24 protein-coding genes are annotated in these 24593 nt (G+C 52.2%); 20 read left to right on the top strand and 4 right to left on the bottom strand.

Features of this window, described 5'->3' with window-relative positions; genetic code table 11:
- Positions 1-48 precede the first annotated feature (48 nt).
- From flgH to flgL, 5 genes are all read left to right on the top strand, one after another.
- Positions 49-747, top strand: coding sequence for a flagellar basal body L-ring protein FlgH (gene flgH, locus ACJHWR_RS11610; protein ID WP_001305886.1), 699 nt, complete (start codon positions 49-51; stop codon positions 745-747).
- A gap of 11 nt (positions 748-758) precedes the next feature.
- Complete coding sequence (gene flgI / locus ACJHWR_RS11605) at positions 759-1856, top strand: flagellar basal body P-ring protein FlgI (RefSeq protein ID WP_001441925.1); 1098 nt, start codon at positions 759-761, stop codon at positions 1854-1856.
- On the top strand, positions 1856-2797 hold the full coding sequence (flgJ, locus tag ACJHWR_RS11600) for a flagellar assembly peptidoglycan hydrolase FlgJ (protein ID WP_012311956.1): 942 nt from the start codon (positions 1856-1858) through the stop codon (positions 2795-2797). Before flgI ends, flgJ begins: the two co-directional genes overlap by 1 nt.
- A 65-nt stretch (positions 2798-2862) precedes the next feature.
- Positions 2863-4506, top strand: coding sequence for a flagellar hook-associated protein FlgK (gene flgK, locus ACJHWR_RS11595; RefSeq protein ID WP_000096448.1), 1644 nt, complete (start codon positions 2863-2865; stop codon positions 4504-4506).
- 11 nt (positions 4507-4517) lie between these two features.
- Complete coding sequence (flgL, locus tag ACJHWR_RS11590; protein ID WP_001212763.1) at positions 4518-5471, top strand: flagellar hook-associated protein FlgL; 954 nt, start codon at positions 4518-4520, stop codon at positions 5469-5471.
- Between the two features lie 94 nt (positions 5472-5565).
- Here the strand turns inward: flgL and ACJHWR_RS11585 are convergent, their stop codons facing one another.
- From ACJHWR_RS11585 to rne, 3 genes are all read right to left on the bottom strand, one after another.
- Entirely contained in the window at positions 5566-6060 is a 495-nt protein-coding gene (locus tag ACJHWR_RS11585) for a GNAT family N-acetyltransferase (RefSeq protein WP_000613626.1), read from the bottom strand.
- Positions 6057-6350 carry a DUF1778 domain-containing protein gene (locus ACJHWR_RS11580; protein WP_001110446.1) on the bottom strand — a complete coding sequence of 98 codons (294 nt, stop codon included), beginning with the start codon at positions 6348-6350 and terminating at the stop codon, positions 6057-6059. The genes ACJHWR_RS11585 and ACJHWR_RS11580 overlap by 4 nt, the downstream gene beginning before the upstream one ends.
- A 133-nt stretch (positions 6351-6483) precedes the next feature.
- Positions 6484-9657: a ribonuclease E gene (rne, locus tag ACJHWR_RS11575; RefSeq protein ID WP_000827403.1), complete on the bottom strand. Its 3174-nt coding sequence runs from the start codon at positions 9655-9657 to the stop codon at positions 6484-6486.
- A gap of 572 nt (positions 9658-10229) precedes the next feature.
- On the opposite strand from rne, the gene rluC reads away from it, so the two are divergent.
- The gene (gene rluC, locus ACJHWR_RS11570) at positions 10230-11189 is read left to right on the top strand and encodes a 23S rRNA pseudouridine(955/2504/2580) synthase RluC (RefSeq protein ID WP_000846337.1); all 960 of its coding nucleotides are present in this window, start codon (positions 10230-10232) and stop codon (positions 11187-11189) included.
- Between the two features lie 110 nt (positions 11190-11299).
- On the opposite strand, the gene yceF is transcribed toward rluC, so the two are convergent.
- Positions 11300-11884 (bottom strand): 7-methyl-GTP pyrophosphatase, encoded by a 585-nt coding sequence (gene yceF / locus ACJHWR_RS11565; RefSeq protein ID WP_001125202.1) that lies wholly within the window; start codon positions 11882-11884, stop codon positions 11300-11302.
- Between the two features lie 198 nt (positions 11885-12082).
- Here yceF and yceD point away from each other — a divergent pair, with 198 nt between their 5' ends.
- The 14 genes from yceD to ptsG all read left to right on the top strand — a co-directional run bounded on the left by yceD (position 12083) and on the right by ptsG (position 24591).
- Positions 12083-12604 carry a 23S rRNA accumulation protein YceD gene (gene yceD / locus ACJHWR_RS11560; protein WP_001174481.1) on the top strand — a complete coding sequence of 174 codons (522 nt, stop codon included), beginning with the start codon at positions 12083-12085 and terminating at the stop codon, positions 12602-12604.
- A 51-nt stretch (positions 12605-12655) separates the two neighbouring features.
- Positions 12656-12829, top strand: coding sequence for a 50S ribosomal protein L32 (gene rpmF, locus ACJHWR_RS11555; protein WP_000290727.1), 174 nt, complete (start codon positions 12656-12658; stop codon positions 12827-12829).
- An 80-nt stretch (positions 12830-12909) separates the two neighbouring features.
- Positions 12910-13980, top strand: a complete 1071-nt coding sequence (gene plsX, locus ACJHWR_RS11550) for a phosphate acyltransferase PlsX (protein ID WP_000197578.1) — start codon at positions 12910-12912, stop codon at positions 13978-13980.
- 67 nt (positions 13981-14047) lie between these two features.
- Positions 14048-15001 (top strand): beta-ketoacyl-ACP synthase III, encoded by a 954-nt coding sequence (fabH, locus tag ACJHWR_RS11545; protein ID WP_000288132.1) that lies wholly within the window; start codon positions 14048-14050, stop codon positions 14999-15001.
- Between the two features lie 15 nt (positions 15002-15016).
- Positions 15017-15946, top strand: a complete 930-nt coding sequence (gene fabD / locus ACJHWR_RS11540) for an ACP S-malonyltransferase (RefSeq protein WP_000191372.1) — start codon at positions 15017-15019, stop codon at positions 15944-15946.
- Positions 15947-15958: 12 nt separating this feature from the next.
- Positions 15959-16693 carry a 3-oxoacyl-ACP reductase FabG gene (gene fabG / locus ACJHWR_RS11535; RefSeq protein WP_001008535.1) on the top strand — a complete coding sequence of 245 codons (735 nt, stop codon included), beginning with the start codon at positions 15959-15961 and terminating at the stop codon, positions 16691-16693.
- A 210-nt stretch (positions 16694-16903) separates the two neighbouring features.
- Positions 16904-17140 (top strand): acyl carrier protein, encoded by a 237-nt coding sequence (gene acpP, locus ACJHWR_RS11530; protein ID WP_000103754.1) that lies wholly within the window; start codon positions 16904-16906, stop codon positions 17138-17140.
- An 87-nt stretch (positions 17141-17227) separates the two neighbouring features.
- Positions 17228-18469 (top strand): beta-ketoacyl-ACP synthase II, encoded by a 1242-nt coding sequence (gene fabF, locus ACJHWR_RS11525; protein WP_000044679.1) that lies wholly within the window; start codon positions 17228-17230, stop codon positions 18467-18469.
- A gap of 119 nt (positions 18470-18588) precedes the next feature.
- On the top strand, positions 18589-19398 hold the full coding sequence (gene pabC / locus ACJHWR_RS11520; RefSeq protein ID WP_000478679.1) for an aminodeoxychorismate lyase: 810 nt from the start codon (positions 18589-18591) through the stop codon (positions 19396-19398).
- Positions 19399-19400: 2 nt separating this feature from the next.
- On the top strand, positions 19401-20423 hold the full coding sequence (gene yceG, locus ACJHWR_RS11515; protein ID WP_000756812.1) for a cell division protein YceG: 1023 nt from the start codon (positions 19401-19403) through the stop codon (positions 20421-20423).
- Complete coding sequence (gene tmk / locus ACJHWR_RS11510; protein ID WP_001257007.1) at positions 20413-21054, top strand: dTMP kinase; 642 nt, start codon at positions 20413-20415, stop codon at positions 21052-21054. The genes yceG and tmk overlap by 11 nt, the downstream gene beginning before the upstream one ends.
- A complete protein-coding gene (gene holB / locus ACJHWR_RS11505; protein WP_001267967.1) occupies positions 21051-22055 on the top strand; it encodes a DNA polymerase III subunit delta' in 1005 nt (334 codons plus the stop codon). Before tmk ends, holB begins: the two co-directional genes overlap by 4 nt.
- A gap of 10 nt (positions 22056-22065) precedes the next feature.
- Positions 22066-22863 (top strand): metal-dependent hydrolase, encoded by a 798-nt coding sequence (locus ACJHWR_RS11500; protein ID WP_000480245.1) that lies wholly within the window; start codon positions 22066-22068, stop codon positions 22861-22863.
- A 294-nt stretch (positions 22864-23157) separates the two neighbouring features.
- The gene (gene ptsG / locus ACJHWR_RS11495; RefSeq protein WP_000475719.1) at positions 23158-24591 is read left to right on the top strand and encodes a PTS glucose transporter subunit IIBC; all 1434 of its coding nucleotides are present in this window, start codon (positions 23158-23160) and stop codon (positions 24589-24591) included.
- Positions 24592-24593: the final 2 nt, after the last annotated feature.

Below are 24593 nucleotides of genomic sequence, written 5' to 3'. Positions count from 1 at the left end.
TAACCGGTGGCAGATTCACCGGTTTACTGATTTTTGAAGATGATAGCCATGCAAAAAAACGCTGCGCATACTTATGCCATTTCCAGCTTGTTGGTGCTTTCACTAACCGGCTGCGCCTGGATACCCTCCACGCCGCTGGTACAGGGGGCGACCAGTGCACAACCGGTTCCCGGTCCGACGCCCGTCGCCAACGGTTCTATTTTCCAGTCTGCTCAGCCGATTAACTATGGCTATCAACCGCTGTTTGAAGATCGTCGACCACGCAATATTGGCGATACGCTGACCATCGTGTTGCAGGAGAACGTCAGCGCCAGCAAAAGCTCCTCTGCGAATGCCAGCCGTGACGGTAAATCTAATTTTGGCTTTGATACTGTGCCGCGCTATTTGCAGGGGCTGTTTGGTAACGCTCGTGCCGATGTCGAAGCCTCCGGTGGTAACACGTTCAACGGAAAGGGCGGGGCCAATGCCAGCAATACCTTTAGCGGCACGTTGACGGTGACGGTTGACCAGGTACTGGTCAACGGCAACCTACATGTGGTGGGTGAAAAACAGATTGCCATTAATCAGGGTACCGAATTTATTCGCTTCTCTGGCGTGGTTAATCCACGCACCATCAGCGGCAGCAATACCGTACCGTCTACTCAGGTGGCGGATGCGCGCATTGAATACGTAGGCAATGGCTACATTAACGAAGCGCAAAATATGGGCTGGTTGCAGCGTTTCTTCCTTAACCTGTCGCCAATGTAAGTGAGGCTGTGGTGATTAAATTTCTCTCTGCATTAATTCTTCTACTGGTTACGACGGCGGTTCAGGCTGAGCGTATTCGCGATCTCACCAGTGTTCAGGGGGTAAGGCAAAACTCACTGATTGGCTATGGCCTGGTGGTGGGGCTGGATGGCACCGGTGACCAGACAACTCAGACGCCGTTTACCACACAAACGCTTAATAACATGCTCTCACAGCTGGGAATTACCGTTCCGACGGGCACCAATATGCAGCTAAAAAACGTCGCTGCGGTAATGGTGACGGCGTCACTTCCACCGTTTGGACGCCAGGGGCAAACCATTGACGTGGTGGTTTCTTCCATGGGAAATGCCAAAAGTCTGCGTGGCGGTACGTTATTGATGACACCGCTTAAGGGCGTTGACAGTCAGGTGTATGCGCTGGCACAGGGCAATATTCTGGTTGGCGGCGCAGGGGCCTCCGCTGGCGGTAGCAGTGTTCAGGTGAACCAACTGAACGGTGGACGGATCACCAATGGTGCGGTTATTGAACGTGAATTGCCCAGCCAGTTTGGCGTCGGGAATACCCTTAATTTGCAACTTAACGACGAAGATTTCAGTATGGCGCAGCAAATCGCTGACACCATCAACCGCGTGCGTGGATATGGCAGCGCCACCGCGTTAGATGCGCGGACTATTCAGGTGCGCGTACCGAGTGGCAACAGTTCCCAGGTCCGTTTCCTTGCCGATATCCAGAATATGCAGGTTAATGTTACCCCGCAGGACGCTAAAGTAGTGATTAACTCGCGCACTGGTTCGGTGGTGATGAATCGCGAAGTGACCCTCGACAGCTGCGCGGTAGCGCAGGGGAATCTCTCGGTTACGGTAAATCGGCAGGCCAATGTCAGCCAGCCAGATACACCGTTTGGTGGCGGGCAGACTGTGGTTACTCCACAAACGCAGATCGATTTACGCCAGAGCGGCGGTTCGCTGCAAAGCGTACGTTCCAGCGCCAGCCTCAATAACGTGGTGCGTGCGCTCAATGCGCTGGGCGCTACGCCGATGGATCTGATGTCCATACTGCAATCAATGCAAAGTGCGGGATGTCTGCGGGCAAAACTGGAAATCATCTGATGATCAGCGACAGCAAACTACTGGCAAGTGCGGCCTGGGATGCACAATCGCTCAACGAACTTAAGGCGAAAGCGGGCGAAGATCCGGCGGCAAATATCCGTCCGGTGGCCCGCCAGGTGGAAGGGATGTTCGTGCAGATGATGTTGAAAAGCATGCGCGACGCTTTACCAAAAGATGGCCTGTTCAGCAGCGAGCACACTCGCCTGTATACCAGTATGTATGACCAGCAGATTGCCCAACAGATGACGGCGGGCAAAGGTCTGGGGCTGGCAGAGATGATGGTTAAACAGATGACGCCAGAACAACCATTGCCAGAGGAGTCCATGCCAGCAGCACCGATGAAATTCCCGCTCGAAACCGTGGTGCGTTATCAAAATCAGACGCTTTCGCAGCTGGTGCAAAAGGCCGTACCACGTAACTACGATGATTCGCTGCCGGGTGACAGTAAAGCATTCCTCGCGCAACTCTCGTTGCCCGCCCAACTGGCAAGCCAGCAAAGCGGTGTGCCACATCATTTGATCCTCGCTCAGGCGGCGCTGGAATCTGGCTGGGGACAACGGCAAATCCGCCGTGAAAACGGCGAGCCGAGCTATAACCTGTTTGGCGTCAAAGCCTCTGGCAACTGGAAAGGGCCAGTCACTGAAATCACCACGACTGAATATGAAAATGGCGAAGCGAAGAAAGTAAAAGCGAAGTTTCGGGTCTACAGCTCGTATCTGGAAGCATTGTCGGATTACGTTGGGCTGTTAACGCGTAACCCGCGCTACGCCGCCGTGACGACCGCCGCGAGTGCGGAGCAGGGGGCGCAGGCCCTACAGGACGCGGGCTATGCCACCGATCCTCACTATGCCCGCAAACTCACCAGCATGATTCAGCAGATGAAATCGATAAGCGACAAGGTGAGCAAAACCTACAGCATGAACATTGATAATCTGTTCTGAATAACTCAAGTCCGGCGGGTCGCTGCCGATAATACTCTGTAATTGAAGGCTTATAAGGAACCTCCATGTCCAGCTTGATCAATAACGCCATGAGCGGACTGAACGCGGCCCAGGCGGCGTTAAATACGGCAAGTAATAATATCTCCAGCTATAACGTTGCCGGATATACCCGCCAAACCACTATTATGGCGCAGGCCAATAGCACGTTGGGCGCTGGCGGCTGGGTTGGCAATGGCGTCTACGTTTCTGGTGTGCAGCGTGAGTATGATGCGTTTATTACCAACCAGTTACGTGCTGCGCAGACGCAAAGTAGCGGCCTGACTGCCCGCTATGAGCAGATGTCGAAAATCGACAATATGCTCTCCACCAGTACCTCTTCGTTGGCAACACAGATGCAGGATTTCTTCACCAGCCTGCAAACGCTGGTGAGTAACGCGGAAGACCCGGCAGCGCGCCAGGCGCTGATTGGGAAATCAGAAGGGTTGGTGAATCAGTTTAAAACCACCGATCAATATCTGCGCGACCAGGACAAACAGGTCAATATCGCGATAGGTGCCAGCGTTGATCAGATCAACAATTACGCTAAACAAATCGCCAGCCTGAACGATCAGATCTCCCGCCTGACAGGCGTGGGGGCAGGGGCGTCACCTAACAATCTGCTGGATCAACGCGATCAACTGGTGAGCGAATTAAACCAGATTGTTGGCGTAGAAGTCAGCGTTCAGGATGGTGGCACTTATAACATCACGATGGCCAATGGCTACTCACTGGTTCAGGGAAGTACGGCGCGGCAGCTGGCGGCAGTTCCTTCCAGCGCCGACCCTTCTCGTACGACTGTCGCTTATATTGATGGGACGGCTGGCAATATTGAGATCCCGGAGAAATTGCTGAATACCGGGTCGCTGGGCGGCATTCTGACATTCCGTTCTCAGGATCTGGACCAGACGCGTAATACGCTCGGACAACTGGCGCTGGCATTTGCCGAGGCTTTCAACACCCAACACAAAGCCGGATTTGATGCTAACGGCGATGCCGGTGAAGATTTCTTTGCTATCGGTAAGCCCGCGGTTCTGCAAAACACGAAAAACAAAGGTGACGTTGCGATCGGTGCAACGGTAACTGATGCCTCCGCGGTACTGGCGACAGATTACAAAATCTCGTTCGATAATAATCAGTGGCAGGCCACCCGCCTTGCCAGCAATACCACTTTTACGGTGACGCCGGATGCCAACGGTAAAGTGGCATTTGATGGTCTGGAGTTGACGTTTACAGGAACGCCTGCCGTTAACGACAGCTTCACGTTGAAACCGGTAAGTGACGCCATCGTCAACATGGATGTATTAATCACTGACGAAGCGAAAATCGCCATGGCGAGCGAAGAAGATGTGGGTGATAGCGACAACCGCAACGGTCAGGCCCTGCTGGATCTGCAAAGCAACAGTAAAACGGTGGGCGGTGCGAAATCCTTTAACGACGCTTATGCCTCGTTAGTGAGTGATATCGGTAATAAAACCGCGACGTTGAAAACCAGTAGCGCCACGCAAGGTAATGTGGTGACGCAGCTTTCCAATCAGCAGCAGTCGATTTCCGGTGTCAATCTCGATGAGGAGTACGGAAATCTGCAACGTTTTCAGCAGTATTACCTGGCGAATGCGCAGGTTCTGCAGACGGCAAACGCGATTTTTGATGCGCTGATTAACATTCGCTAAGGGGAGATAAAATGCGTTTCAGTACCCAGATGATGTACCAGCAAAACATGCGCGGCATCACCAATTCTCAGGCAGAATGGATGAAGTACGGTGAACAGATGTCGACGGGTAAGCGAGTCGTTAACCCTTCAGATGATCCCATTGCTGCATCACAAGCTGTTGTTCTCTCCCAGGCACAGGCGCAAAACAGCCAGTACACGCTGGCGCGTACTTTCGCCACTCAAAAAGTGTCACTGGAAGAGAGTGTACTTAGCCAGGTCACCACTGCTATCCAGAATGCTCAGGAAAAAATTGTCTACGCCAGCAATGGCACCTTGAGTGACGATGACCGGGCCTCGCTGGCTACGGATATTCAGGGGCTTCGTGACCAGTTGCTGAATCTGGCGAACACCACTGACGGTAACGGGCGCTACATTTTTGCCGGTTATAAAACAGAATCCGCACCGTTTAGCGAGGTGGATGGCAAATACGAAGGCGGAGCAGAAAGTATTAAACAACAGGTCGATGCTTCGCGTTCGATGGTGATAGGGCACACGGGGGACAAAATTTTCGACAGTATTACCAGCAACGCGGTAGCGGAACCAGACGGTAGCGCTTCTGAAACCAATCTTTTTGCCATGCTGGATAGCGCCATCGCAGCCCTGAAAACGCCGGTCGCGGATAGCGAAGCGGATAAAGAAACCGCCGCTGCGGCACTGGATAAAACCAACCGCGGACTGAAAAACTCGCTGAACAATGTGCTGACTGTTCGCGCGGAATTAGGCACGCAGCTGAACGAACTGGAGTCGCTGGATTCATTAGGTAGCGATCGCGCTTTAGGGCAAACGCAGCAGATGAGCGATCTGGTTGATGTGGACTGGAATGCAACTATTTCATCTTACATCATGCAGCAAACGGCATTGCAGGCGTCGTATAAAGCATTTACCGATATGCAGGGATTGTCGCTCTTCCAGCTCAACAAATAATTTCGCTTTAAAACATATCATGAAACTGGGTATGTTTTGTCTGCCTGCTCTGGGATCGCCGGGGCGGGCATTTTTTTGCATGAGACATAACGAACTATTTAAGACATTCCTGCAAATCAGCCAATGTTGCCATCAGTATCATAGAATCGACAGGCGATGGTTCAAACCCCACTCGCAGATAAAACTCACGGGCCTGGTCTGATAACGCATGGACCAACATTCCGCGAATACCAATGACTTCAGCCGCCTGTAGTACTCGTAGACCGGCATCTCTGACCATCGCACGACCGATGCCCTGACCCTGTAATGATTTATCTATTGCCAGACGACCAAGTACTACAACAGGGATCGGTTCTGGCATATTTCGGCGAAATCGTCCTGTCGCGACATACGTTTCAACGGCGCTGGAAGCAAGCGAATAATATGCCAAAACGTTGCTATACGTATCACAGCTAACAAATGTACGTGATGCGCCGGCAAGCTGATTTTTTAGGGCTCTCTGCTTTAGCCAGTTATCCATCGTTTCTACTCCCGAGCAAAAAGAGGTGAATTGATGCCTTGCCATGAGTGGCTCGGGGGCCTGAATCATTTTTTTTGCTCCCACGGCGCGGGTGTTTGCATGGTTTTGCGTAATGCAGCATTGGGCGCGGGGGGCTGATCCAGACGATTCAAAAATAGCTGGTAATCATCAGAATCGATCCTGAAAATTCTCTGCTCAATGAGCGCCTCTTCAGCTGCGGCTCTGGCGGCCTCAAGGACAAATTCGGTGCGATTTTTTCCTCGGGCTTTAGCGGCCCGGTCAATAAGATCGCGTTCTGCGGGTTTTATGCGCAAGTTTAAAGATTCGCGCCTGGCTGGAATGTTATTGGCTGCTGGCATAAATATATCCTTCGGCTTTGCGTGGATGATAATTATACAGCACATGTAACGCTAATGTCATTACAGCAAAGATGCTACCCCTGAAATAAAAAAGCCCTGGCAGTTACCAGGGCTTGATTACTTGAGCTAATTATTACTCAACAGGTTGCGGACGCGCAGGAGCGGCAGAGGCATGATGCGTTGCCGTATGACCTCCTGCGGCACCTTTGCCTTCGAAGGCAAAAGTAGGGCGCTGCCAGTCACTGTGACGCGGTGCCTCCGGAACATATTCCGGTGCCGGAGCGCGCGTCATTGGCGCGGTAGCGTGGTTATGCTCAACGGTGATCTCTGGTTCAACCGCGGCTACCGTTTCAACTTCTGCTGCGACTGGTGCGGCAGGTTGAGCAACAACTTCAGGTTCAGCAACCACAACCTCAGCAGTTTCGGCAACTTCTTCAATATCAGCCGTCTCTTCCTGCGGTTCAACTACCGGTTCTGCGTGTTCTGCAACTTCCTGGGCTACGGCAACATCAGACTCGGTAATCACCTGCGGCTGTTCAGTTACCGCGGCGGCAATTACTTCAGGATGCGTCGTTTCAACCACTTCCGGTTGCGGTTCGGCAACGTGAACGGGGGCTTCTACGACTTCAGCCACTTCTTCAACAACCGGTGCGCTAACAACCGGTTCGACAGCGGCGGCGACAGGGACCTCAGTCACCATCGGCTGCACTTGTACTTCTTCCTGTTCGCGCTGCTCTTCAACCTGTACATCTTGTGGACGTACAATCGGATAGCGGATCCAGACTTTGCCAGAGGCCAGTTCCGGAGACGCGCACGCTACGGTCAACGGCATTGGCGATTGGGTTGGATAACGCTCGTCACGATAGCGACGACGACGCTGACCACTCACGCGCAGGTGACGAGGCGAGCGGCGAGAACGACGCGGCATGCCACCGTTGTCACGGTTATCGGCATTGTTCTCTTCTTGCTGTTCTGGTGCAGCTTGCGCTACGACTGGCAGCGGGACTTTCACCAGTTCTGTGCGTGGAGCTGGCGCTTCCTGAACAATTGGTTCGCCAGCGACAGTTTCTTCAACCACCGGTGCGACTACCGCTTCTTCGGCTACGCTTTGCTCGTAACGCACTTTCTGATTGAGCTGACGCTGTTTACGACGCGGCTGAACCGGACGTACACGTTCTTCCTGTTCGGTTTCCTGAACAGATTGCTCTTCAACATTCAGCGCCTTCGCTTCTTGTTGCGCCTGACGTTTATCATCGTTACGGCGGCGGCTACGTTCACGACGCGGCGCTTGCTGCTCGTCGGTGGTACGCGCTTTTTCCGTTACCTCAGCCTGCTGACGGCTCTCACGCGTCTCGACAGTCTGCTGCTGTGCCTGGCGACGATTACGACGGTTTTCTTCGCGATTATCGCTGCCTTCTGTACGTTCACTACGGGAGTCGCGGCGCTCATTACGGTCACGGCGGTTGTTCTGACGAGGCTTGCGACGATCCTGTTGACGTTCCGGTTTCGCTTCTGCTTTCGGTGCTGGTTGCTCGGCCGGTTTGGTTTCTTCACCACCGCTGAACAGCGCTTTCAGTGCGCTGAAGAAGCGGCTCAACAACCCTGGTTGTGCAGGAGATGCTGGTGTTGCCGTTGCAGCTTTAGGTGCTGGGGCTACAACAGGCGCGGCAGGTTCAGCTGGGGTTGGCGCTGGCGGCACATCCGGCATGGCAAAGGTTGCCAGCGCAGGTTGTTCCGGACGCTTACGTTCAGCGAACTCTTCTTCAGACGGCAGCGCCATCGCTTCTTCATGCAGCTTCGGCAGCATGTAGCTTAAGGTTGGAGTTTCTTCCCCTTTACGCACGCGCAGCACATGGTAGTGCGGGGTTTCCATCTGATCGTTTGGCACAATCACACAGCGCACGCCGTCCTGACGAGTTTCAATCGCATTCACTGCAGAACGTTTTTCATTCAGCAGGTAAGACGCGATTGGCACAGGAACAATGGCGTGAACTTCCTGAGTGTTCTCTTTCAGCGCTTCTTCTTCGATCAGACGCAGAATAGAGAGCGACAACGATTCGTTGTCACGCACGGTACCAGTACCGGAGCAGCGCGGGCAGACGTGATGGCTGGATTCACCCAGTGATGGGCTCAGACGCTGACGGGACATTTCCAGCAGGCCAAAGCGAGAAATATGGCTGATTTGAATACGCGCACGGTCCTGACGCACCGCTTCACGCAGACGATTTTCTACCGCACGCTGGTGGCGTACAGGCGTCATGTCGATGAAGTCGATAACAATCAGGCCGCCGAGGTCACGCAGGCGCAGCTGACGAGCAATCTCATCGGCAGCTTCGAGGTTAGTGTTAAACGCGGTTTCTTCGATATCGCCGCCGCGGGTCGCGCGTGCGGAGTTGATGTCGATGGCCGTTAACGCTTCGGTGCTGTCGATAACAATCGAACCACCGGATGGCAGACGAACTTCACGCTGGAAGGCGGACTCGATCTGCGACTCGATCTGGTAGTGGCTGAACAGCGGGATCTCGCCGGTGTACAGTTTGATTTTGCTGCTGAAATCCGGGCGGCCTAATGCAGCGATATGCTGACGTGCCAGTTCGAGCACTTTCGGGTTATCGATAAGGATTTCACCGATGTCCTGGCGTAAGTAATCGCGGAATGCGCGAACGATTACGTTGCTCTCCTGATGAATCAGGAACGGAGCCGGGCGGCTTTCAGCGGCTTTTTTGATGGCTTCCCAGTGTTTCAGACGGAAGCTTAAATCCCATTGCAGCGCCTCAGCAGATTTGCCGACGCCAGCGGTGCGCACGATAAGCCCCATGCCTTCCGGCAGTTCAAGGCTTGCCAGTGCTTCTTTTAATTCGGTACGGTCGTCGCCTTCGATACGACGAGAAATGCCACCCGCGCGCGGGTTGTTCGGCATCAGAACCAGATAGCTACCCGCCAGACTGATAAAGGTGGTTAATGCCGCGCCTTTGTTGCCGCGCTCTTCTTTATCGATCTGAACAATGACTTCCTGACCTTCACGCAACACATCTTTAATGTTGGGACGACCATGAGCACTGTAGTTAGCAGGGAAATATTCGCGGGCAATTTCTTTTAGTGGGAGGAAACCGTGACGTTCAGCGCCGTAATCAACAAAAGCAGCTTCCAGACTCGGTTCAATGCGGGTGATTTTACCTTTGTAGATGTTTGCCTTTTTCTGCTCGTGCCCTGGACTTTCGATATCCAGGTCATACAGACGCTGCCCATCTACAAGGGCAACGCGCAACTCTTCCTGCTGAGTTGCGTTGATTAACATTCTTTTCATCGTAACTTACTCATTATTCTTACATTGACGACTAAGCTGCGGGCAAAGTAACGCCTTTCCGGGTGTGAACCGATGGCCTCGTGTCTAGTCGCGTCGCCAACCTCACGGTTATCGTCAGCTCAAAGAGGCGCAGAGTGTCGGTTGCCCGTTTTTCATGCGGAAAAACAGCGCAATTATCAAAGAAACAGACTGGGTATTACTCTCCAGAAATATTTCCATCTACCGGTAAGGACTGCAACCCGCAGCCCGCTAACTGCCTGAAAGATCAATACGTCTTACGCCATTGCTGCGTGGATGATCGGTCGGGCAAAATGGGTTATTCCGTAAAATTTCTTGTTTTAACAAGGATGGACACGGAAACGGCCTCATTATTCCACTGCAAGCCTTGTTATAGCAAGATGACTTTTACCATTTATCACCCGCTTACTCACAGTTTTTTCACTTCTTGCTGGTGATTGGTTTAATAACCATCAATAAAGTGATCACGTAGTGAAGTAATAAGGTGCAAAACTAAATATAAGCATAGAAAAATGAGTGGCGCGAATCCTGTTGGCTAATTAGAATCGCCCACCATGAAAACAGAGACTCCATCCGTAAAAATTGTTGCTATCACCGCTGACGAAGCGGGGCAACGTATCGATAACTTTTTGCGTACCCAATTGAAAGGTGTACCAAAAAGTATGATTTACCGTATTTTGCGTAAAGGCGAAGTGCGGGTGAACAAAAAACGTATTAAGCCTGAATATAAACTCGAAGCGGGTGATGAGGTACGTATCCCACCGGTTCGCGTTGCTGAACGGGAAGAAGAGGCGGTTTCGCCACATCTGCAAAAGGTGGCAGCGCTGGCGGACGTCATCTTATATGAAGATGACCATATCCTGGTGCTGAATAAACCTTCCGGTACGGCGGTACATGGCGGCAGTGGTTTAAGCTTCGGCGTTATCGAAGGTTTGCGGGCGTTGCGCCCGGAAGCGCGGTTCCTTGAACTGGTTCATCGTCTCGACCGGGACACTTCAGGTGTGTTGCTGGTAGCGAAAAAACGCTCGGCGTTGCGTTCTCTGCATGAGCAATTACGTGAAAAAGGGATGCAAAAAGATTACCTGGCGCTGGTGCGCGGTCAGTGGCAGTCGCATGTGAAGAGCGTTCAAGCGCCGTTATTGAAAAATATTTTGCAAAGCGGCGAACGTATCGTGCGTGTCAGTCAGGAAGGCAAACCGTCGGAAACACGCTTTAAAGTGGAAGAACGCTATGCATTTGCCACCCTGGTGCGTTGTAGCCCGGTAACAGGGCGTACTCATCAGATCCGTGTGCATACACAATATGCGGGTCATCCGATTGCCTTTGACGATCGCTACGGTGACCGTGAATTTGACAGACACCTCACTGAAGCAGGCACGGGATTAAATCGCCTGTTCCTGCACGCCGCAGCGTTGAAGTTTACTCATCCGGGGACCGGTGAGGTGATGCGTATTGAAGCGCCGATGGATGAAGGTTTGAAGCGTTGTTTGCAAAAGCTGCGTAACGCGCGCTAATACAAGCATATAAACCTGATAATGGGTGTTGGGGTTCAGTTCAGTTTACGCCGCATCAGGCCGCCAGCACCGATTGCCGGATGCGACGTAACCGCATCCGGCGCAAACAACTATCCCATCAGCGGGTTTTTCCCTTCCCGACGTAACATCTGACACAGCGCGATTAGCGGTAAACCAACCAGCGTGTTAGGATCACGCCCCTCTAAACGCTCAAACAGCGTAATGCCAAATCCTTCACTCTTAAAGCTACCCGCGCAGTGCAGAGGATGCTCCTTACGCACGTAATTATCAATCTCCGCCTCGCTCAGGTGACGGAAATGGACGTCAAAAGGCTCCACTTCTGTTTGCAGATGCCCATTCGCCGAATTAAACAACGCCAGTCCAGTATAGAAGGTGACGATATTGCCGCTGGCTTTGCGTAATTGCAGACGGGCATTTTCTTCCGTTAACGGTTTACCGGTGATTTCGCCATCAAGAACACATACCTGGTCTGAACCAATAATTAAATGATCCGGATAACGTGACGCCAGAGATTGCGCTTTTTCTTGTGCCAGTCGAAGCACCAACTGTCGCGGTGATTCGTCGCTGCGTGGGGTTTCGTCGACCTCTGGTGCTGCACATTCAAAAGAGATTTGCAGTTTTTCCAGAAGAGCGCGACGCCAGGGCGAAGTGGAGGCTAAAATAAGTTTAGGCATATTTTTTTCCATCAGATATAGCGTATTGATGATAGCCATTTTAAACTATGCGCTTCGTTTTGCAGGTTGATGTTCGTTATCAGCACTGAACGAAAATAAAGCAGTAACCCGCAATGTGTGCGAATTATTGGCAAAAGGCAACCACAGGCTGCCTTTTTCTTTGACTCTATGACGTTACAAAGTTAATATGCGCGCCCTATGCAAAAGGTAAAATTACCCCTGACTCTCGATCCGGTTCGTACGGCTCAAAAACGCCTTGATTACCAGGGTATCTATACTCCTGATCAGGTTGAGCGCGTCGCCGAATCCGTAGTCAGTGTGGACAGTGATGTGGAATGCTCCATGTCGTTCGCTATCGATAACCAACGTCTCGCAGTGTTAAACGGCGATGCGAAGGTGACGGTAACGCTCGAGTGTCAGCGTTGCGGGAAGCCGTTTACTCATCAGGTCTACACAACGTATTGTTTTAGTCCTGTGCGTTCAGACGAACAGGCTGAAGCACTGCCGGAAGCGTATGAACCGATTGAGGTTAACGAATTCGGTGAAATCGATCTGCTTGCAATGGTTGAAGATGAAATCATCCTCGCCTTGCCGGTAGTTCCGGTGCATGATTCTGAACACTGTGAAGTGTCCGAAGCGGACATGGTCTTTGGTGAACTGCCTGAAGAAGCGCAAAAGCCAAACCCATTTGCCGTATTAGCCAGCTTAAAGCGTAAGTAATTGGTGCTCCCCGTTGGATCGGGGATAAACCGTAATTGAGGAGTAAGGTCCATGGCCGTACAACAGAATAAACCAACCCGTTCCAAACGTGGCATGCGTCGTTCCCATGACGCGCTGACCGCAGTCACCAGCCTGTCTGTAGACAAAACTTCTGGTGAAAAACACCTGCGTCACCACATCACTGCCGACGGTTACTACCGCGGCCGCAAGGTCATCGCTAAGTAATCACGCGTCTGCGTGATGAAGCTTAGTGAGGATTTTCCCCAGGCAACTGGGGAAAGACCAAACCGGGCGGCGACGATACCTTGACACGTCTAACCCTGGCGTTAGATGTCATGGGAGGGGATTTTGGCCCTTCCGTGACAGTGCCTGCAGCATTGCAGGCACTGAATTCTAATTCGCAACTCACTCTTCTTTTAGTCGGCAATCCCGACGCCATCACGCCATTACTTGCTAAAGCTGACTTTGAACAACGTTCGCGTCTGCAGATTATTCCTGCGCAGTCAGTTATCGCCAGTGATGCCCGGCCTTCGCAAGCTATCCGCGCCAGTCGTGGGAGTTCAATGCGCGTGGCCCTGGAGCTGGTGAAAGAGGGTCGAGCGCAAGCCTGTGTCAGTGCCGGTAATACCGGGGCGCTGATGGGGCTGGCAAAATTATTACTCAAGCCCCTGGAGGGGATTGAGCGTCCGGCGCTGGTGACGGTATTACCGCATCAGCAAAAGGGCAAAACGGTGGTCCTCGATTTAGGGGCCAACGTCGATTGTGACAGTACAATGTTGGTGCAATTTGCCATTATGGGCTCAGTTCTGGCTGAAGAGGTGGTGGAAATTCCTAATCCTCGCGTGGCGTTGCTCAATATTGGTGAAGAAGAAGTAAAGGGTCTCGACAGTATTCGGGATGCCTCAGCGGTGCTTAAAACAATCCCTTCTATCAATTATATCGGCTATCTTGAAGCCAATGAGTTGTTAACTGGCAAGACAGATGTGCTGGTTTGTGATGGCTTTACAGGAAATGTCACATTAAAGACGATGGAAGGTGTTGTCAGGATGTTCCTTTCTCTGCTGAAATCTCAGGGTGAAGGGAAAAAACGGTCGTGGTGGCTACTGTTATTAAAGCGTTGGCTACAAAAGAGCCTGACGAGGCGATTCAGTCACCTCAACCCCGACCAGTATAACGGCGCCTGTCTGTTAGGATTGCGCGGCACGGTGATAAAAAGTCATGGTGCAGCCAATCAGCGAGCTTTTGCGGTCGCGATTGAACAGGCAGTGCAGGCGGTGCAGCGACAAGTTCCTCAGCGAATTGCCGCTCGCCTGGAATCTGTATACCCAGCTGGTTTTGAGCTGCTGGACGGTGGCAAAAGCGGAACTCTGCGGTAGCAGGACGCTGCCAGCGAACTCGCAGTTTGCAAGTGACGGTATATAACCGAAAAGTGACTGAGCGTACATGTATACGAAGATTATTGGTACTGGCAGCTATCTGCCCGAACAAGTGCGGACAAACGCCGATTTGGAAAAAATGGTGGACACCTCTGACGAGTGGATTGTCACTCGTACCGGTATCCGCGAACGCCACATTGCCGCGCCAAACGAAACCGTTTCAACCATGGGCTTTGAAGCGGCGACACGCGCAATTGAGATGGCGGGCATTGAGAAAGACCAGATTGGCCTGATCGTTGTGGCAACGACTTCTGCTACGCACGCTTTCCCGAGCGCAGCTTGTCAGATTCAAAGCATGTTGGGCATTAAAGGTTGCCCGGCATTTGACGTTGCAGCAGCCTGCGCAGGTTTCACCTATGCATTAAGCGTAGCCGATCAATACGTGAAATCTGGGGCGGTGAAGTATGCTCTGGTCGTCGGTTCCGATGTACTGGCGCGCACCTGCGATCCAACAGATCGTGGGACTATTATTATTTTTGGCGATGGCGCGGGCGCTGCGGTGCTGGCTGCCTCTGAAGAGCCGGGAATCATCTCCACCCATCTGCATGCCGACGGTAGCTATGGTGAGTTGCTGACGCTGCCTAATGCTGACCGTGTGAATCCAGAGAATTCAATTCATCTGACGATGGCGGGCAACGAAGTCTTCAAGGTTGCGGTAACAGAACTGGCGCACATCGTTGATGAGACGCTGGCGGCGAATAATCTTGACCGTTCTCAACTGGACTGGCTGGTTCCGCATCAGGCTAACCTGCGTATTATCAGTGCAACGGCGAAAAAACTCGGTATGTCGATGGACAATGTCGTGGTGACGCTGGATCGCCACGGTAATACCTCTGCGGCCTCTGTCCCGTGCGCTCTGGATGAAGCTGTACGCGACGGGCGCATTAAGCCGGGGCAGTTGGTTCTGCTTGAAGCCTTTGGCGGTGGATTCACCTGGGGCTCCGCGCTGGTTCGTTTCTAGGATAAGGATTAAAACATGACGCAATTTGCATTTGTGTTCCCTGGACAGGGTTCTCAAACCGTTGGAATGCTGGCTGATATGGCGGCGAGCTATCCAATTGTCGAAGAAACGTTTGCTGAAGCTTCTGCGGCGCTGGGCTACGACCTGTGGGCGCTGACCCAGCAGGGGCCAGCTGAAGAACTGAATAAAACCTGGCAAACCCAGCCAGCGCTGTTGACTGCATCTGTTGCGCTGTATCGCGTATGGCAGCAGCAGGGCGGTAAAGCACCGGCAATGATGGCTGGTCACAGCCTGGGGGAATACTCCGCGCTGGTTTGCGCTGGTGTGATTGATTTCGCTGATGCGGTGCGTCTGGTTGAGATGCGCGGCAAGTTCATGCAAGAAGCCGTACCGGAAGGAACGGGCGCTATGGCGGCAATCATCGGTCTGGATGATGCGTCTATTGCGAAAGCGTGTGAAGAAGCTGCAGAAGGTCAGGTCGTTTCTCCGGTAAACTTTAACTCTCCGGGACAGGTGGTTATTGCCGGTCATAAAGAAGCAGTTGAGCGTGCTGGCGCTGCCTGTAAAGCTGCGGGCGCAAAACGCGCTCTACCGTTACCAGTGAGCGTACCGTCTCACTGTGCGCTGATGAAACCAGCAGCCGACAAACTGGCAGTAGAATTAGCGAAAATCACCTTTAACGCACCAACAGTTCCTGTTGTGAATAACGTTGATGTGAAATGCGAAACCAATGGTGATGCCATCCGTGACGCACTGGTACGTCAGTTGTATAACCCGGTTCAGTGGACGAAGTCTGTTGAATACATGGCAGCGCAAGGCGTAGAACATCTCTATGAAGTCGGCCCGGGCAAAGTGCTTACTGGCCTGACGAAACGCATTGTCGACACCCTGACCGCCTCGGCGCTGAACGAACCTTCAGCGATGGCAGCGGCGCTCGAGCTTTAAAAGAGGAAAATCATGAATTTTGAAGGAAAAATCGCACTGGTAACCGGTGCAAGCCGCGGAATTGGCCGCGCAATTGCTGAAACGCTCGCAGCCCGTGGCGCGAAAGTTATTGGCACAGCGACCAGTGAAAATGGCGCTCAGGCGATCAGTGATTATTTAGGTGCCAACGGCAAAGGTCTGATGTTGAATGTGACCGACCCGGCATCTATCGAATCTGTTCTGGAAAAAATTCGCGCAGAATTTGGTGAAGTGGATATCCTGGTCAATAATGCCGGTATCACTCGTGATAACCTGTTAATGCGAATGAAAGATGAAGAGTGGAACGATATTATCGAAACCAACCTTTCATCTGTTTTCCGTCTGTCAAAAGCGGTAATGCGCGCTATGATGAAAAAGCGTCATGGTCGTATTATCACTATCGGTTCTGTGGTTGGTACCATGGGAAATGGCGGTCAGGCCAACTACGCTGCGGCGAAAGCGGGCTTGATCGGCTTCAGTAAATCACTGGCGCGCGAAGTTGCGTCACGCGGTATTACTGTAAACGTTGTTGCTCCGGGCTTTATTGAAACGGACATGACACGTGCGCTGAGCGATGACCAGCGTGCGGGTATCCTGGCGCAGGTTCCTGCGGGTCGCCTCGGCGGCGCACAGGAAATCGCCAACGCGGTTGCATTCCTGGCATCCGACGAAGCAGCTTACATCACGGGTGAAACTTTGCATGTGAACGGCGGGATGTACATGGTCTGACCGCGATTTGCACAAAATGCTCATGTTGCGCGCAGTCTGCGTGGTTATGAGTAATAATTAGTGCAAAATGATTTGCGTTATTGGGGGGTAAGGCCTCAAAATAACGTAAAATCGTGGTAAGACCTGCCGGGATTTAGTTGCAAATTTTTCAACATTTTATACACTACGAAAACCATCGCGAAAGCGAGTTTTGATAGGAAATTTAAGAGTATGAGCACTATCGAAGAACGCGTTAAGAAAATTATCGGCGAACAGCTGGGCGTTAAGCAGGAAGAAGTTACCAACAATGCTTCTTTCGTTGAAGACCTGGGCGCGGATTCTCTTGACACCGTTGAGCTGGTAATGGCTCTGGAAGAAGAGTTTGATACTGAGATTCCGGACGAAGAAGCTGAGAAAATCACCACCGTTCAGGCTGCCATTGATTACATCAACGGCCACCAGGCGTAAGTGAACATCTCCAGGCGGTCGTTCGACCGCCTGAGTTTTATCTTTTTGTCCCACTAGAATCATTTTTTCCCTCCCTGGAGGACAAACGTGTCTAAGCGTCGTGTAGTTGTGACCGGACTGGGCATGTTGTCTCCTGTCGGCAATACCGTAGAGTCTACCTGGAAAGCTCTGCTTGCCGGTCAGAGTGGCATCAGCCTAATCGACCATTTCGATACTAGCGCCTATGCAACGAAATTTGCTGGCTTAGTAAAGGATTTTAACTGTGAGGACATTATCTCGCGCAAAGAACAGCGCAAGATGGATGCCTTCATTCAATATGGAATTGTCGCTGGCGTTCAGGCCATGCAGGATTCTGGCCTTGAAATAACGGAAGAGAACGCAACCCGCATTGGTGCCGCAATTGGCTCCGGGATTGGCGGCCTCGGACTGATCGAAGAAAACCACACATCTCTGATGAACGGTGGTCCACGTAAGATCAGCCCATTCTTCGTTCCGTCAACGATTGTGAACATGGTGGCAGGTCATCTGACTATCATGTATGGCCTGCGTGGCCCAAGCATCTCTATCGCGACCGCCTGTACTTCCGGCGTGCACAACATTGGCCATGCTGCGCGTATTATCGCGTATGGCGATGCTGACGTGATGGTTGCAGGTGGCGCAGAGAAAGCCAGTACGCCGCTGGGCGTTGGTGGTTTTGGCGCGGCACGTGCATTATCTACCCGCAATGATAACCCGCAAGCGGCGAGCCGCCCGTGGGATAAAGAGCGTGATGGTTTCGTACTGGGCGATGGTGCCGGTATGCTGGTACTTGAAGAGTACGAACACGCGAAAAAACGCGGTGCGAAAATTTACGCTGAACTCGTCGGCTTTGGTATGAGCAGCGATGCTTATCATATGACGTCACCGCCAGAAAATGGCGCAGGCGCAGCTCTGGCGATGGCAAATGCTCTGCGTGATGCAGGCATTGAAGCGAGTCAGATTGGCTACGTTAACGCGCACGGTACTTCTACGCCGGCTGGCGATAAAGCTGAAGCGCAGGCGGTGAAAACCATCTTCGGTGAAGCTGCAAGCCGTGTGTTGGTAAGCTCCACGAAATCTATGACCGGTCACCTGTTAGGTGCGGCGGGTGCAGTAGAATCTATCTACTCCATCCTGGCGCTGCGCGATCAGGCTGTTCCGCCAACCATCAACCTGGATAACCCGGATGAAGGTTGCGATCTGGATTTCGTACCGCACGAAGCGCGCCAGGTAAGCGGAATGGAATACACGCTGTGTAACTCCTTCGGCTTCGGTGGCACTAATGGTTCTTTGATCTTTAAAAAGATCTAAGTTGTCATTTCCCACCCTTATAAAAGGTCCGCTTGCGGGCCTTTTTTCTTAGCTTTTATTCCGACTTGTTCCGTAGTGAACATGCTGCCACACTAACAATTCTCTGATAAGGAGCCGGTATGTTCTTAATTAACGGTCATAAGCAGGAATCGCTGGCAGTAAGCGATCGGGCAACGCAGTTTGGTGATGGTTGTTTTACCACCGCCAGAGTTATCGACGGTAAAGTCAGTTTGTTATCGGCGCATATCCAGCGACTACAGGATGCTTGTCAGCGGTTGATGATTTCCTGTGACTTCTGGCCTCAGCTTGAACTAGAGATGAAAACGCTGGCAGCAGAACAGCAAAATGGTGTGCTGAAAGTGGTGATCAGTCGCGGTAGTGGCGGGCGAGGATACAGCACATTGAACAGCGGACCGGCAACGCGGATTCTCTCCGTTACGGTTTATCCCGCACATTACGACCGTTTGCGTAACGAGGGGATGACGTTGGCGCTAAGCCCGGTGCGGCTGGGGCGCAATCCTCATCTGGCAGGTATTAAACATCTTAATCGGCTTGAGCAAGTATTGATCCGCTCTCATCTTGAGCAGACAAACGCTGATGAGGCGCTGGTCCTTGACAGCGAAGGGTGGGTTACGGAATGCTGTGCGGCTAATTTGTTCTGGCGGAAGGGCAACGTAGTTTATACGCCGCGACTGGATCAGGCAGGTGTTAACGGCATTATGCGACAATTCTGTATCCGTTTACTGGCACAATCCTCTTATCAGCTTGTCGAAGTGCAAGCCTCGCTGGAGGAGGCGTTGCAGGCAGATGAGATGGTTATTTGTAATGCGTTAATGCCAGTGATGCCCGTACGTGCCTGTGGCGATGTCTCCTTTTCGTCAGCAACGTTATATGAATATTTAGCCCCACTTTGTGAGCGCCCGAATTAGTCATGAAAAAAGTGTTATTGATTATCTTGTTATTGCTGGTGGTACTGGGTATCGCCGCTGGTGTGGGCGTCTGGAAGGTTCGCCATCTTGCCGACAGCAAATTGCTTATCAAAGAAGAGACGATATTTACCCTGAAGGCTGGGACCGGACGTCTGGCGCTCGGTGAACAGCTTTATGCCGATAAGATCATCAATCGCCCACGGGTTTTCCAATGGCTGCTGCGTATCGAACCGGATCTTTCTCACTTTAAAGCCGGGACTTACCGCTTTACACCGCAGATGACCGTGCGCGAGATGCTGAAATTGCTGGAAAGCGGTAAAGAAGCACAGTTCCCTCTGCGACTGGTAGAAGGGATGCGTCTGAGCGATTACCTCAAGCAATTGCGTGAGGCCCCGTATATCAAGCATACGCTGAGCGACGATAAGTACGCCACCGTAGCGCAGGCACTTGAACTGGAAAACCCAGAGTGGATTGAAGGTTGGTTCTGGCCAGACACCTGGATGTATACCGCCAATACCACCGATGTCGCGTTACTCAAGCGAGCGCACAAGAAAATGGTGAAAGCGGTCGATAGCGCCTGGGAAGGGCGTGCGGACGGTCTGCCCTATAAAGATAAAAACCAGCTGGTGACGATGGCATCAATTATCGAAAAAGAAACCGCCGTTGCCAGTGAACGCGATCAGGTTGCCTCGGTATTTATCAACCGGTTACGCATTGGTATGCGCCTGCAGACCGACCCGACCGTGATTTACGGGATGGGAGAGCGTTATAATGGCAAACTTTCTCGTGCAGACCTGGAAACGCCGACAGCGTATAACACCTATACCATTACCGGTTTGCCGCCAGGTGCAATAGCTACGCCGGGGGCGGATTCGCTGAAGGCTGCTGCGCATCCGGCAAAAACGCCGTATCTCTATTTTGTGGCCGATGGTAAAGGTGGTCACACGTTTAATACCAATCTTGCCAGTCATAACAAGTCTGTGCAGGATTATCTGAAAGTGCTTAAGGAAAAAAATGCGCAGTAAGTATATCGTCATTGAGGGGCTGGAAGGCGCAGGCAAAACTACCGCGCGTAACGTGGTGGTTGAGACGCTCGAGCAACTGGGTATCCGCGACATGGTTTTCACTCGGGAACCTGGCGGTACGCAACTTGCCGAAAAGTTAAGAAGCCTGGTGCTGGATATCAAATCGGTAGGCGATGAAGTCATTACCGATAAAGCCGAAGTTCTGATGTTTTATGCCGCGCGCGTTCAACTGGTAGAAACGGTCATCAAACCAGCGCTGGCTAACGGCACTTGGGTGATTGGCGATCGCCACGATCTCTCCACTCAGGCGTATCAGGGCGGCGGACGTGGTATTGACCAACATATGCTGGCAACATTGCGTGATGCTGTTCTCGGGGATTTTCGCCCCGACTTAACGCTCTATCTCGATGTTACCCCGGAAGTTGGCTTAAAACGTGCGCGTGCTCGCGGCGAGCTGGATCGTATTGAGCAAGAGTCTTTCGATTTCTTTAATCGCACCCGCGCCCGCTATCTGGAACTGGCAGCACAAGATAAAAGCATTCATACCATTGATGCCACCCAGCCGCTGGAGTCCGTGATGGATGCAATCCGCACTACCGTGACCAATTGGGTGAAGGAGTTGGACGCATGAGATGGTATCCATGGTTACGACCTGATTTCGAAAAACTGGTAGCCAGCTATCAGGCCGGAAGAGGTCACCATGCGCTACTCATTCAGGCGTTACCGGGTATGGGCGAGGATGCTTTAATCTACGCCCTGAGCCGTTATTTACTCTGCCAACAACCGCAGGGCCACAAAAGTTGCGGTCACTGTCGTGGATGTCAGTTGATGCAGGCTGGTACGCATCCCGATTATTACACCCTGGCTCCCGAGAAAGGGAAAAATGCGCTGGGCATTGATGCGGTACGTGAAGTCACCGAAAAGTTAAATGAGCACGCACGTTTAGGTGGTGCGAAAGTTGTCTGGGTAACCGATGCTGCCTTACTGACCGACGCCGCGGCTAACGCATTGCTGAAAACGCTTGAAGAGCCACCAGCAGAAACCTGGTTTTTCCTGGCTACCCGCGAGCCTGAACGTTTACTGGCAACATTACGTAGTCGTTGTCGGTTACATTACCTTGCGCCGCCGCCGGAACAGTACGCCGTGACCTGGCTTTCACGCGAAGTGACAATGTCACAGGATGCATTACTTGCCGCATTGCGCTTAAGCGCCGGTTCGCCTGGCGCGGCACTGGCGTTGTTTCAGGGAGATAACTGGCAGGCTCGTGAAACATTGTGTCAGGCGTTGGCATATAGCGTGCCATCGGGCGACTGGTATTCGCTGCTGGCGGCCCTTAATCATGAACAAGCTCCGGCGCGTTTACACTGGCTGGCAACGTTGCTGATGGATGCGCTAAAACGCCATCATGGCGCTGCGCAGGTGACCAATGTTGATGTGCCGGGCCTGGTCGTCGAACTGGCAAACCATCTATCTCCCTCGCGCCTGCAGGCTATACTGGGGGATGTTTGCCACATTCGTGAACAGTTAATGTCTGTCACAGGCATCAACCGCGAGCTTCTCATCACCGATCTTTTACTGCGTATTGAGCATTACCTGCAACCGGGCGTTGTGCTACCGGTTCCTCATCTTTAAGAGAGACATCATGTTTTTAGTCGACTCACACTGCCATCTCGATGGTCTGGATTATGAATCTTTGCATAAGGACGTGGATGACGTTCTGGCGAAAGCCGCCGCACGCGATGTGAAATTTTGTCTGGCAGTCGCCACAACATTACCGGGTTATTTACACATGCGGGATCTGGTAGGCGAACGTGACAACGTCGTATTTTCTTGTGGCGTGCATCCACTCAACCAGAATGATCCCTACGATGTAGAAGATTTACGCCGTCTGGCGGCAGAAGAGGGCGTTGTTGCGCTGGGTGAAACCGGGCTGGATTATTATTACACGCCGGAAACTAAAGTACGTCAGCAAGAGTCCTTCATCCATCATATCCAGATTGGTCGTGAACTGAACAAGCCGGTTATCGTCCACACCCGTGACGCCCGCGCCGATACGCTGGCAATTCTGCGCGAAGAAAAAGTGACGGATTGCGGTGGCGTACTACACTGTTTTACAGAGGATAGAGAAACGGCGGGTAAATTACTGGATCTCGGATTTTACATCTCCTTTTCCGGCATTGTGACCTTCCGTAATGCGGAGCAACTGCGCGATGCTGCGCGTTATGTCCCCCTGGATCGGTTACTGGTGGAAACTGACTCACCTTACCTTGCGCCGGTACCGCATCGAGGAAAAGAGAATCAACCTGCGATGGTTCGTGACGTTGCAGAATACATGGCTGTGTTGAAAGGTGTTGCCGTTGAAGAACTGGCGCAGGTAACCACCGATAACTTCGCCCGTCTGTTTCACATCGACGCTTCCCGCCTTCAATCCATCCGTTGAATGAGTTTTTTTAAAGCTCGTAATTAATGGCTAAAACGAGTAAAGTTCACCGCCGAAAATTGGGCGGTGAATAACCACGTTTGAAATATTGTGACATATGTTTTGTCAAAATGTGCAACTTCTCCAATGATCTGAAGTTGAAACGTGATAGCCGTCAAACAAATCGGCACTGAATTATTTTACTCTGTGTAATAAATAAAGGGCGCTTAGATGCCCTGTACACGGCGAGGCTCTCCCCCCTTGCCACGCGTGAGAACGTAAAAAAAGCACCCATACTCAGGAGCACTCTCAATTATGTTTAAGAATGCATTTGCTAACCTGCAAAAGGTCGGTAAATCGCTGATGCTGCCGGTATCCGTACTGCCTATCGCAGGTATTCTGCTGGGCGTCGGTTCCGCGAATTTCAGCTGGCTGCCCGCCGTTGTATCGCATGTTATGGCAGAAGCAGGCGGTTCCGTCTTTGCAAACATGCCACTGATTTTTGCGATCGGTGTCGCCCTCGGCTTTACCAATAACGATGGCGTATCCGCGCTGGCCGCAGTTGTTGCCTATGGCATCATGGTTAAAACCATGGCCGTGGTTGCGCCACTGGTACTGCATTTACCTGCTGAAGAAATTGCCTCTAAACACCTGGCGGATACTGGCGTACTCGGGGGGATTATCTCCGGTGCGATCGCAGCGTACATGTTTAACCGTTTCTACCGTATTAAGCTGCCTGAGTATCTTGGCTTCTTTGCCGGTAAACGCTTTGTGCCGATCATTTCTGGCCTGGCTGCCATCTTTACTGGCGTTGTGCTGTCCTTCATTTGGCCGCCGATTGGTTCTGCAATCCAGACCTTCTCTCAGTGGGCTGCTTACCAGAACCCGGTAGTTGCGTTTGGCATTTACGGTTTCATCGAACGTTGCCTGGTACCGTTTGGTCTGCACCACATCTGGAACGTACCTTTCCAGATGCAAATTGGTGAATACACCAACGCAGCAGGTCAGGTTTTCCACGGCGACATTCCGCGTTATATGGCGGGTGACCCGACTGCGGGTAAACTGTCTGGTGGCTTCCTGTTCAAAATGTACGGTCTGCCAGCTGCCGCAATTGCTATCTGGCACTCTGCTAAACCAGAAAACCGCGCGAAAGTGGGCGGTATTATGATCTCCGCGGCGCTGACCTCGTTCCTGACCGGTATCACCGAGCCGATCGAGTTCTCCTTCATGTTCGTTGCGCCGATCCTGTACATCATCCACGCGATTCTGGCAGGCCTGGCATTCCCAATCTGTATTCTTTTGGGGATGCGTGACGGTACGTCGTTCTCGCACGGTCTGATCGACTTCATCGTTCTGTCTGGTAACAGCAGCAAACTGTGGCTGTTCCCGATCGTCGGTATCGGTTATGCGATTGTTTACTACACCATCTTCCGCGTGCTGATTAAAGCACTGGATCTGAAAACGCCGGGTCGTGAAGACGCGACTGAAGACGCAAAAGCGACAGGTACCAGCGAAATGGCACCGGCTCTGGTTGCTGCATTTGGTGGTAAAGAAAACATTACTAACCTCGACGCATGTATTACCCGTCTGCGCGTCAGCGTTGCTGATGTGTCTAAAGTGGATCAGGCTGGCCTGAAGAAACTGGGCGCAGCGGGCGTAGTGGTTGCTGGTTCTGGTGTTCAGGCGATTTTCGGTACTAAATCCGATAACCTGAAAACCGAGATGGATGAGTACATCCGTAACCACTAATC

The sequence above is a fragment of the Escherichia sp. WS568 genome, assembly GCF_046486085.1.
Lineage (GTDB): Bacteria > Pseudomonadota > Gammaproteobacteria > Enterobacterales > Enterobacteriaceae > Escherichia > Escherichia coli.
This window is presented reverse-complemented; position numbering and strand designations above follow the sequence as displayed.

Excerpts from the sequence above, each read along its gene's own strand:
- flgH (WP_001305886.1), top strand. The coding sequence starts at position 49 with ATGCAAAAAAACGCTGCGCATACTTATGCCATTTCCAGCTTGTTGGTG.
- flgJ (WP_012311956.1), top strand. The coding sequence starts at position 1,856 with ATGATCAGCGACAGCAAACTACTGGCAAGTGCGGCCTGGGATGCACAA.
- flgK (WP_000096448.1), top strand. The coding sequence starts at position 2,863 with ATGTCCAGCTTGATCAATAACGCCATGAGCGGACTGAACGCGGCCCAG.
- flgL (WP_001212763.1), top strand. The coding sequence starts at position 4,518 with ATGCGTTTCAGTACCCAGATGATGTACCAGCAAAACATGCGCGGCATC.
- ACJHWR_RS11585 (WP_000613626.1), bottom strand. The coding sequence starts at position 6,060 with ATGATTCAGGCCCCCGAGCCACTCATGGCAAGGCATCAATTCACCTCT.
- ACJHWR_RS11580 (WP_001110446.1), bottom strand. The coding sequence starts at position 6,350 with ATGCCAGCAGCCAATAACATTCCAGCCAGGCGCGAATCTTTAAACTTG.
- rne (WP_000827403.1), bottom strand. The coding sequence starts at position 9,657 with ATGAAAAGAATGTTAATCAACGCAACTCAGCAGGAAGAGTTGCGCGTT.
- rluC (WP_000846337.1), top strand. The coding sequence starts at position 10,230 with ATGAAAACAGAGACTCCATCCGTAAAAATTGTTGCTATCACCGCTGAC.
- yceF (WP_001125202.1), bottom strand. The coding sequence starts at position 11,884 with ATGCCTAAACTTATTTTAGCCTCCACTTCGCCCTGGCGTCGCGCTCTT.
- yceD (WP_001174481.1), top strand. The coding sequence starts at position 12,083 with ATGCAAAAGGTAAAATTACCCCTGACTCTCGATCCGGTTCGTACGGCT.
- rpmF (WP_000290727.1), top strand. The coding sequence starts at position 12,656 with ATGGCCGTACAACAGAATAAACCAACCCGTTCCAAACGTGGCATGCGT.
- fabH (WP_000288132.1), top strand. The coding sequence starts at position 14,048 with ATGTATACGAAGATTATTGGTACTGGCAGCTATCTGCCCGAACAAGTG.
- fabD (WP_000191372.1), top strand. The coding sequence starts at position 15,017 with ATGACGCAATTTGCATTTGTGTTCCCTGGACAGGGTTCTCAAACCGTT.
- fabG (WP_001008535.1), top strand. The coding sequence starts at position 15,959 with ATGAATTTTGAAGGAAAAATCGCACTGGTAACCGGTGCAAGCCGCGGA.
- acpP (WP_000103754.1), top strand. The coding sequence starts at position 16,904 with ATGAGCACTATCGAAGAACGCGTTAAGAAAATTATCGGCGAACAGCTG.
- pabC (WP_000478679.1), top strand. The coding sequence starts at position 18,589 with ATGTTCTTAATTAACGGTCATAAGCAGGAATCGCTGGCAGTAAGCGAT.
- yceG (WP_000756812.1), top strand. The coding sequence starts at position 19,401 with ATGAAAAAAGTGTTATTGATTATCTTGTTATTGCTGGTGGTACTGGGT.
- tmk (WP_001257007.1), top strand. The coding sequence starts at position 20,413 with ATGCGCAGTAAGTATATCGTCATTGAGGGGCTGGAAGGCGCAGGCAAA.
- holB (WP_001267967.1), top strand. The coding sequence starts at position 21,051 with ATGAGATGGTATCCATGGTTACGACCTGATTTCGAAAAACTGGTAGCC.
- ACJHWR_RS11500 (WP_000480245.1), top strand. The coding sequence starts at position 22,066 with ATGTTTTTAGTCGACTCACACTGCCATCTCGATGGTCTGGATTATGAA.
- ptsG (WP_000475719.1), top strand. The coding sequence starts at position 23,158 with ATGTTTAAGAATGCATTTGCTAACCTGCAAAAGGTCGGTAAATCGCTG.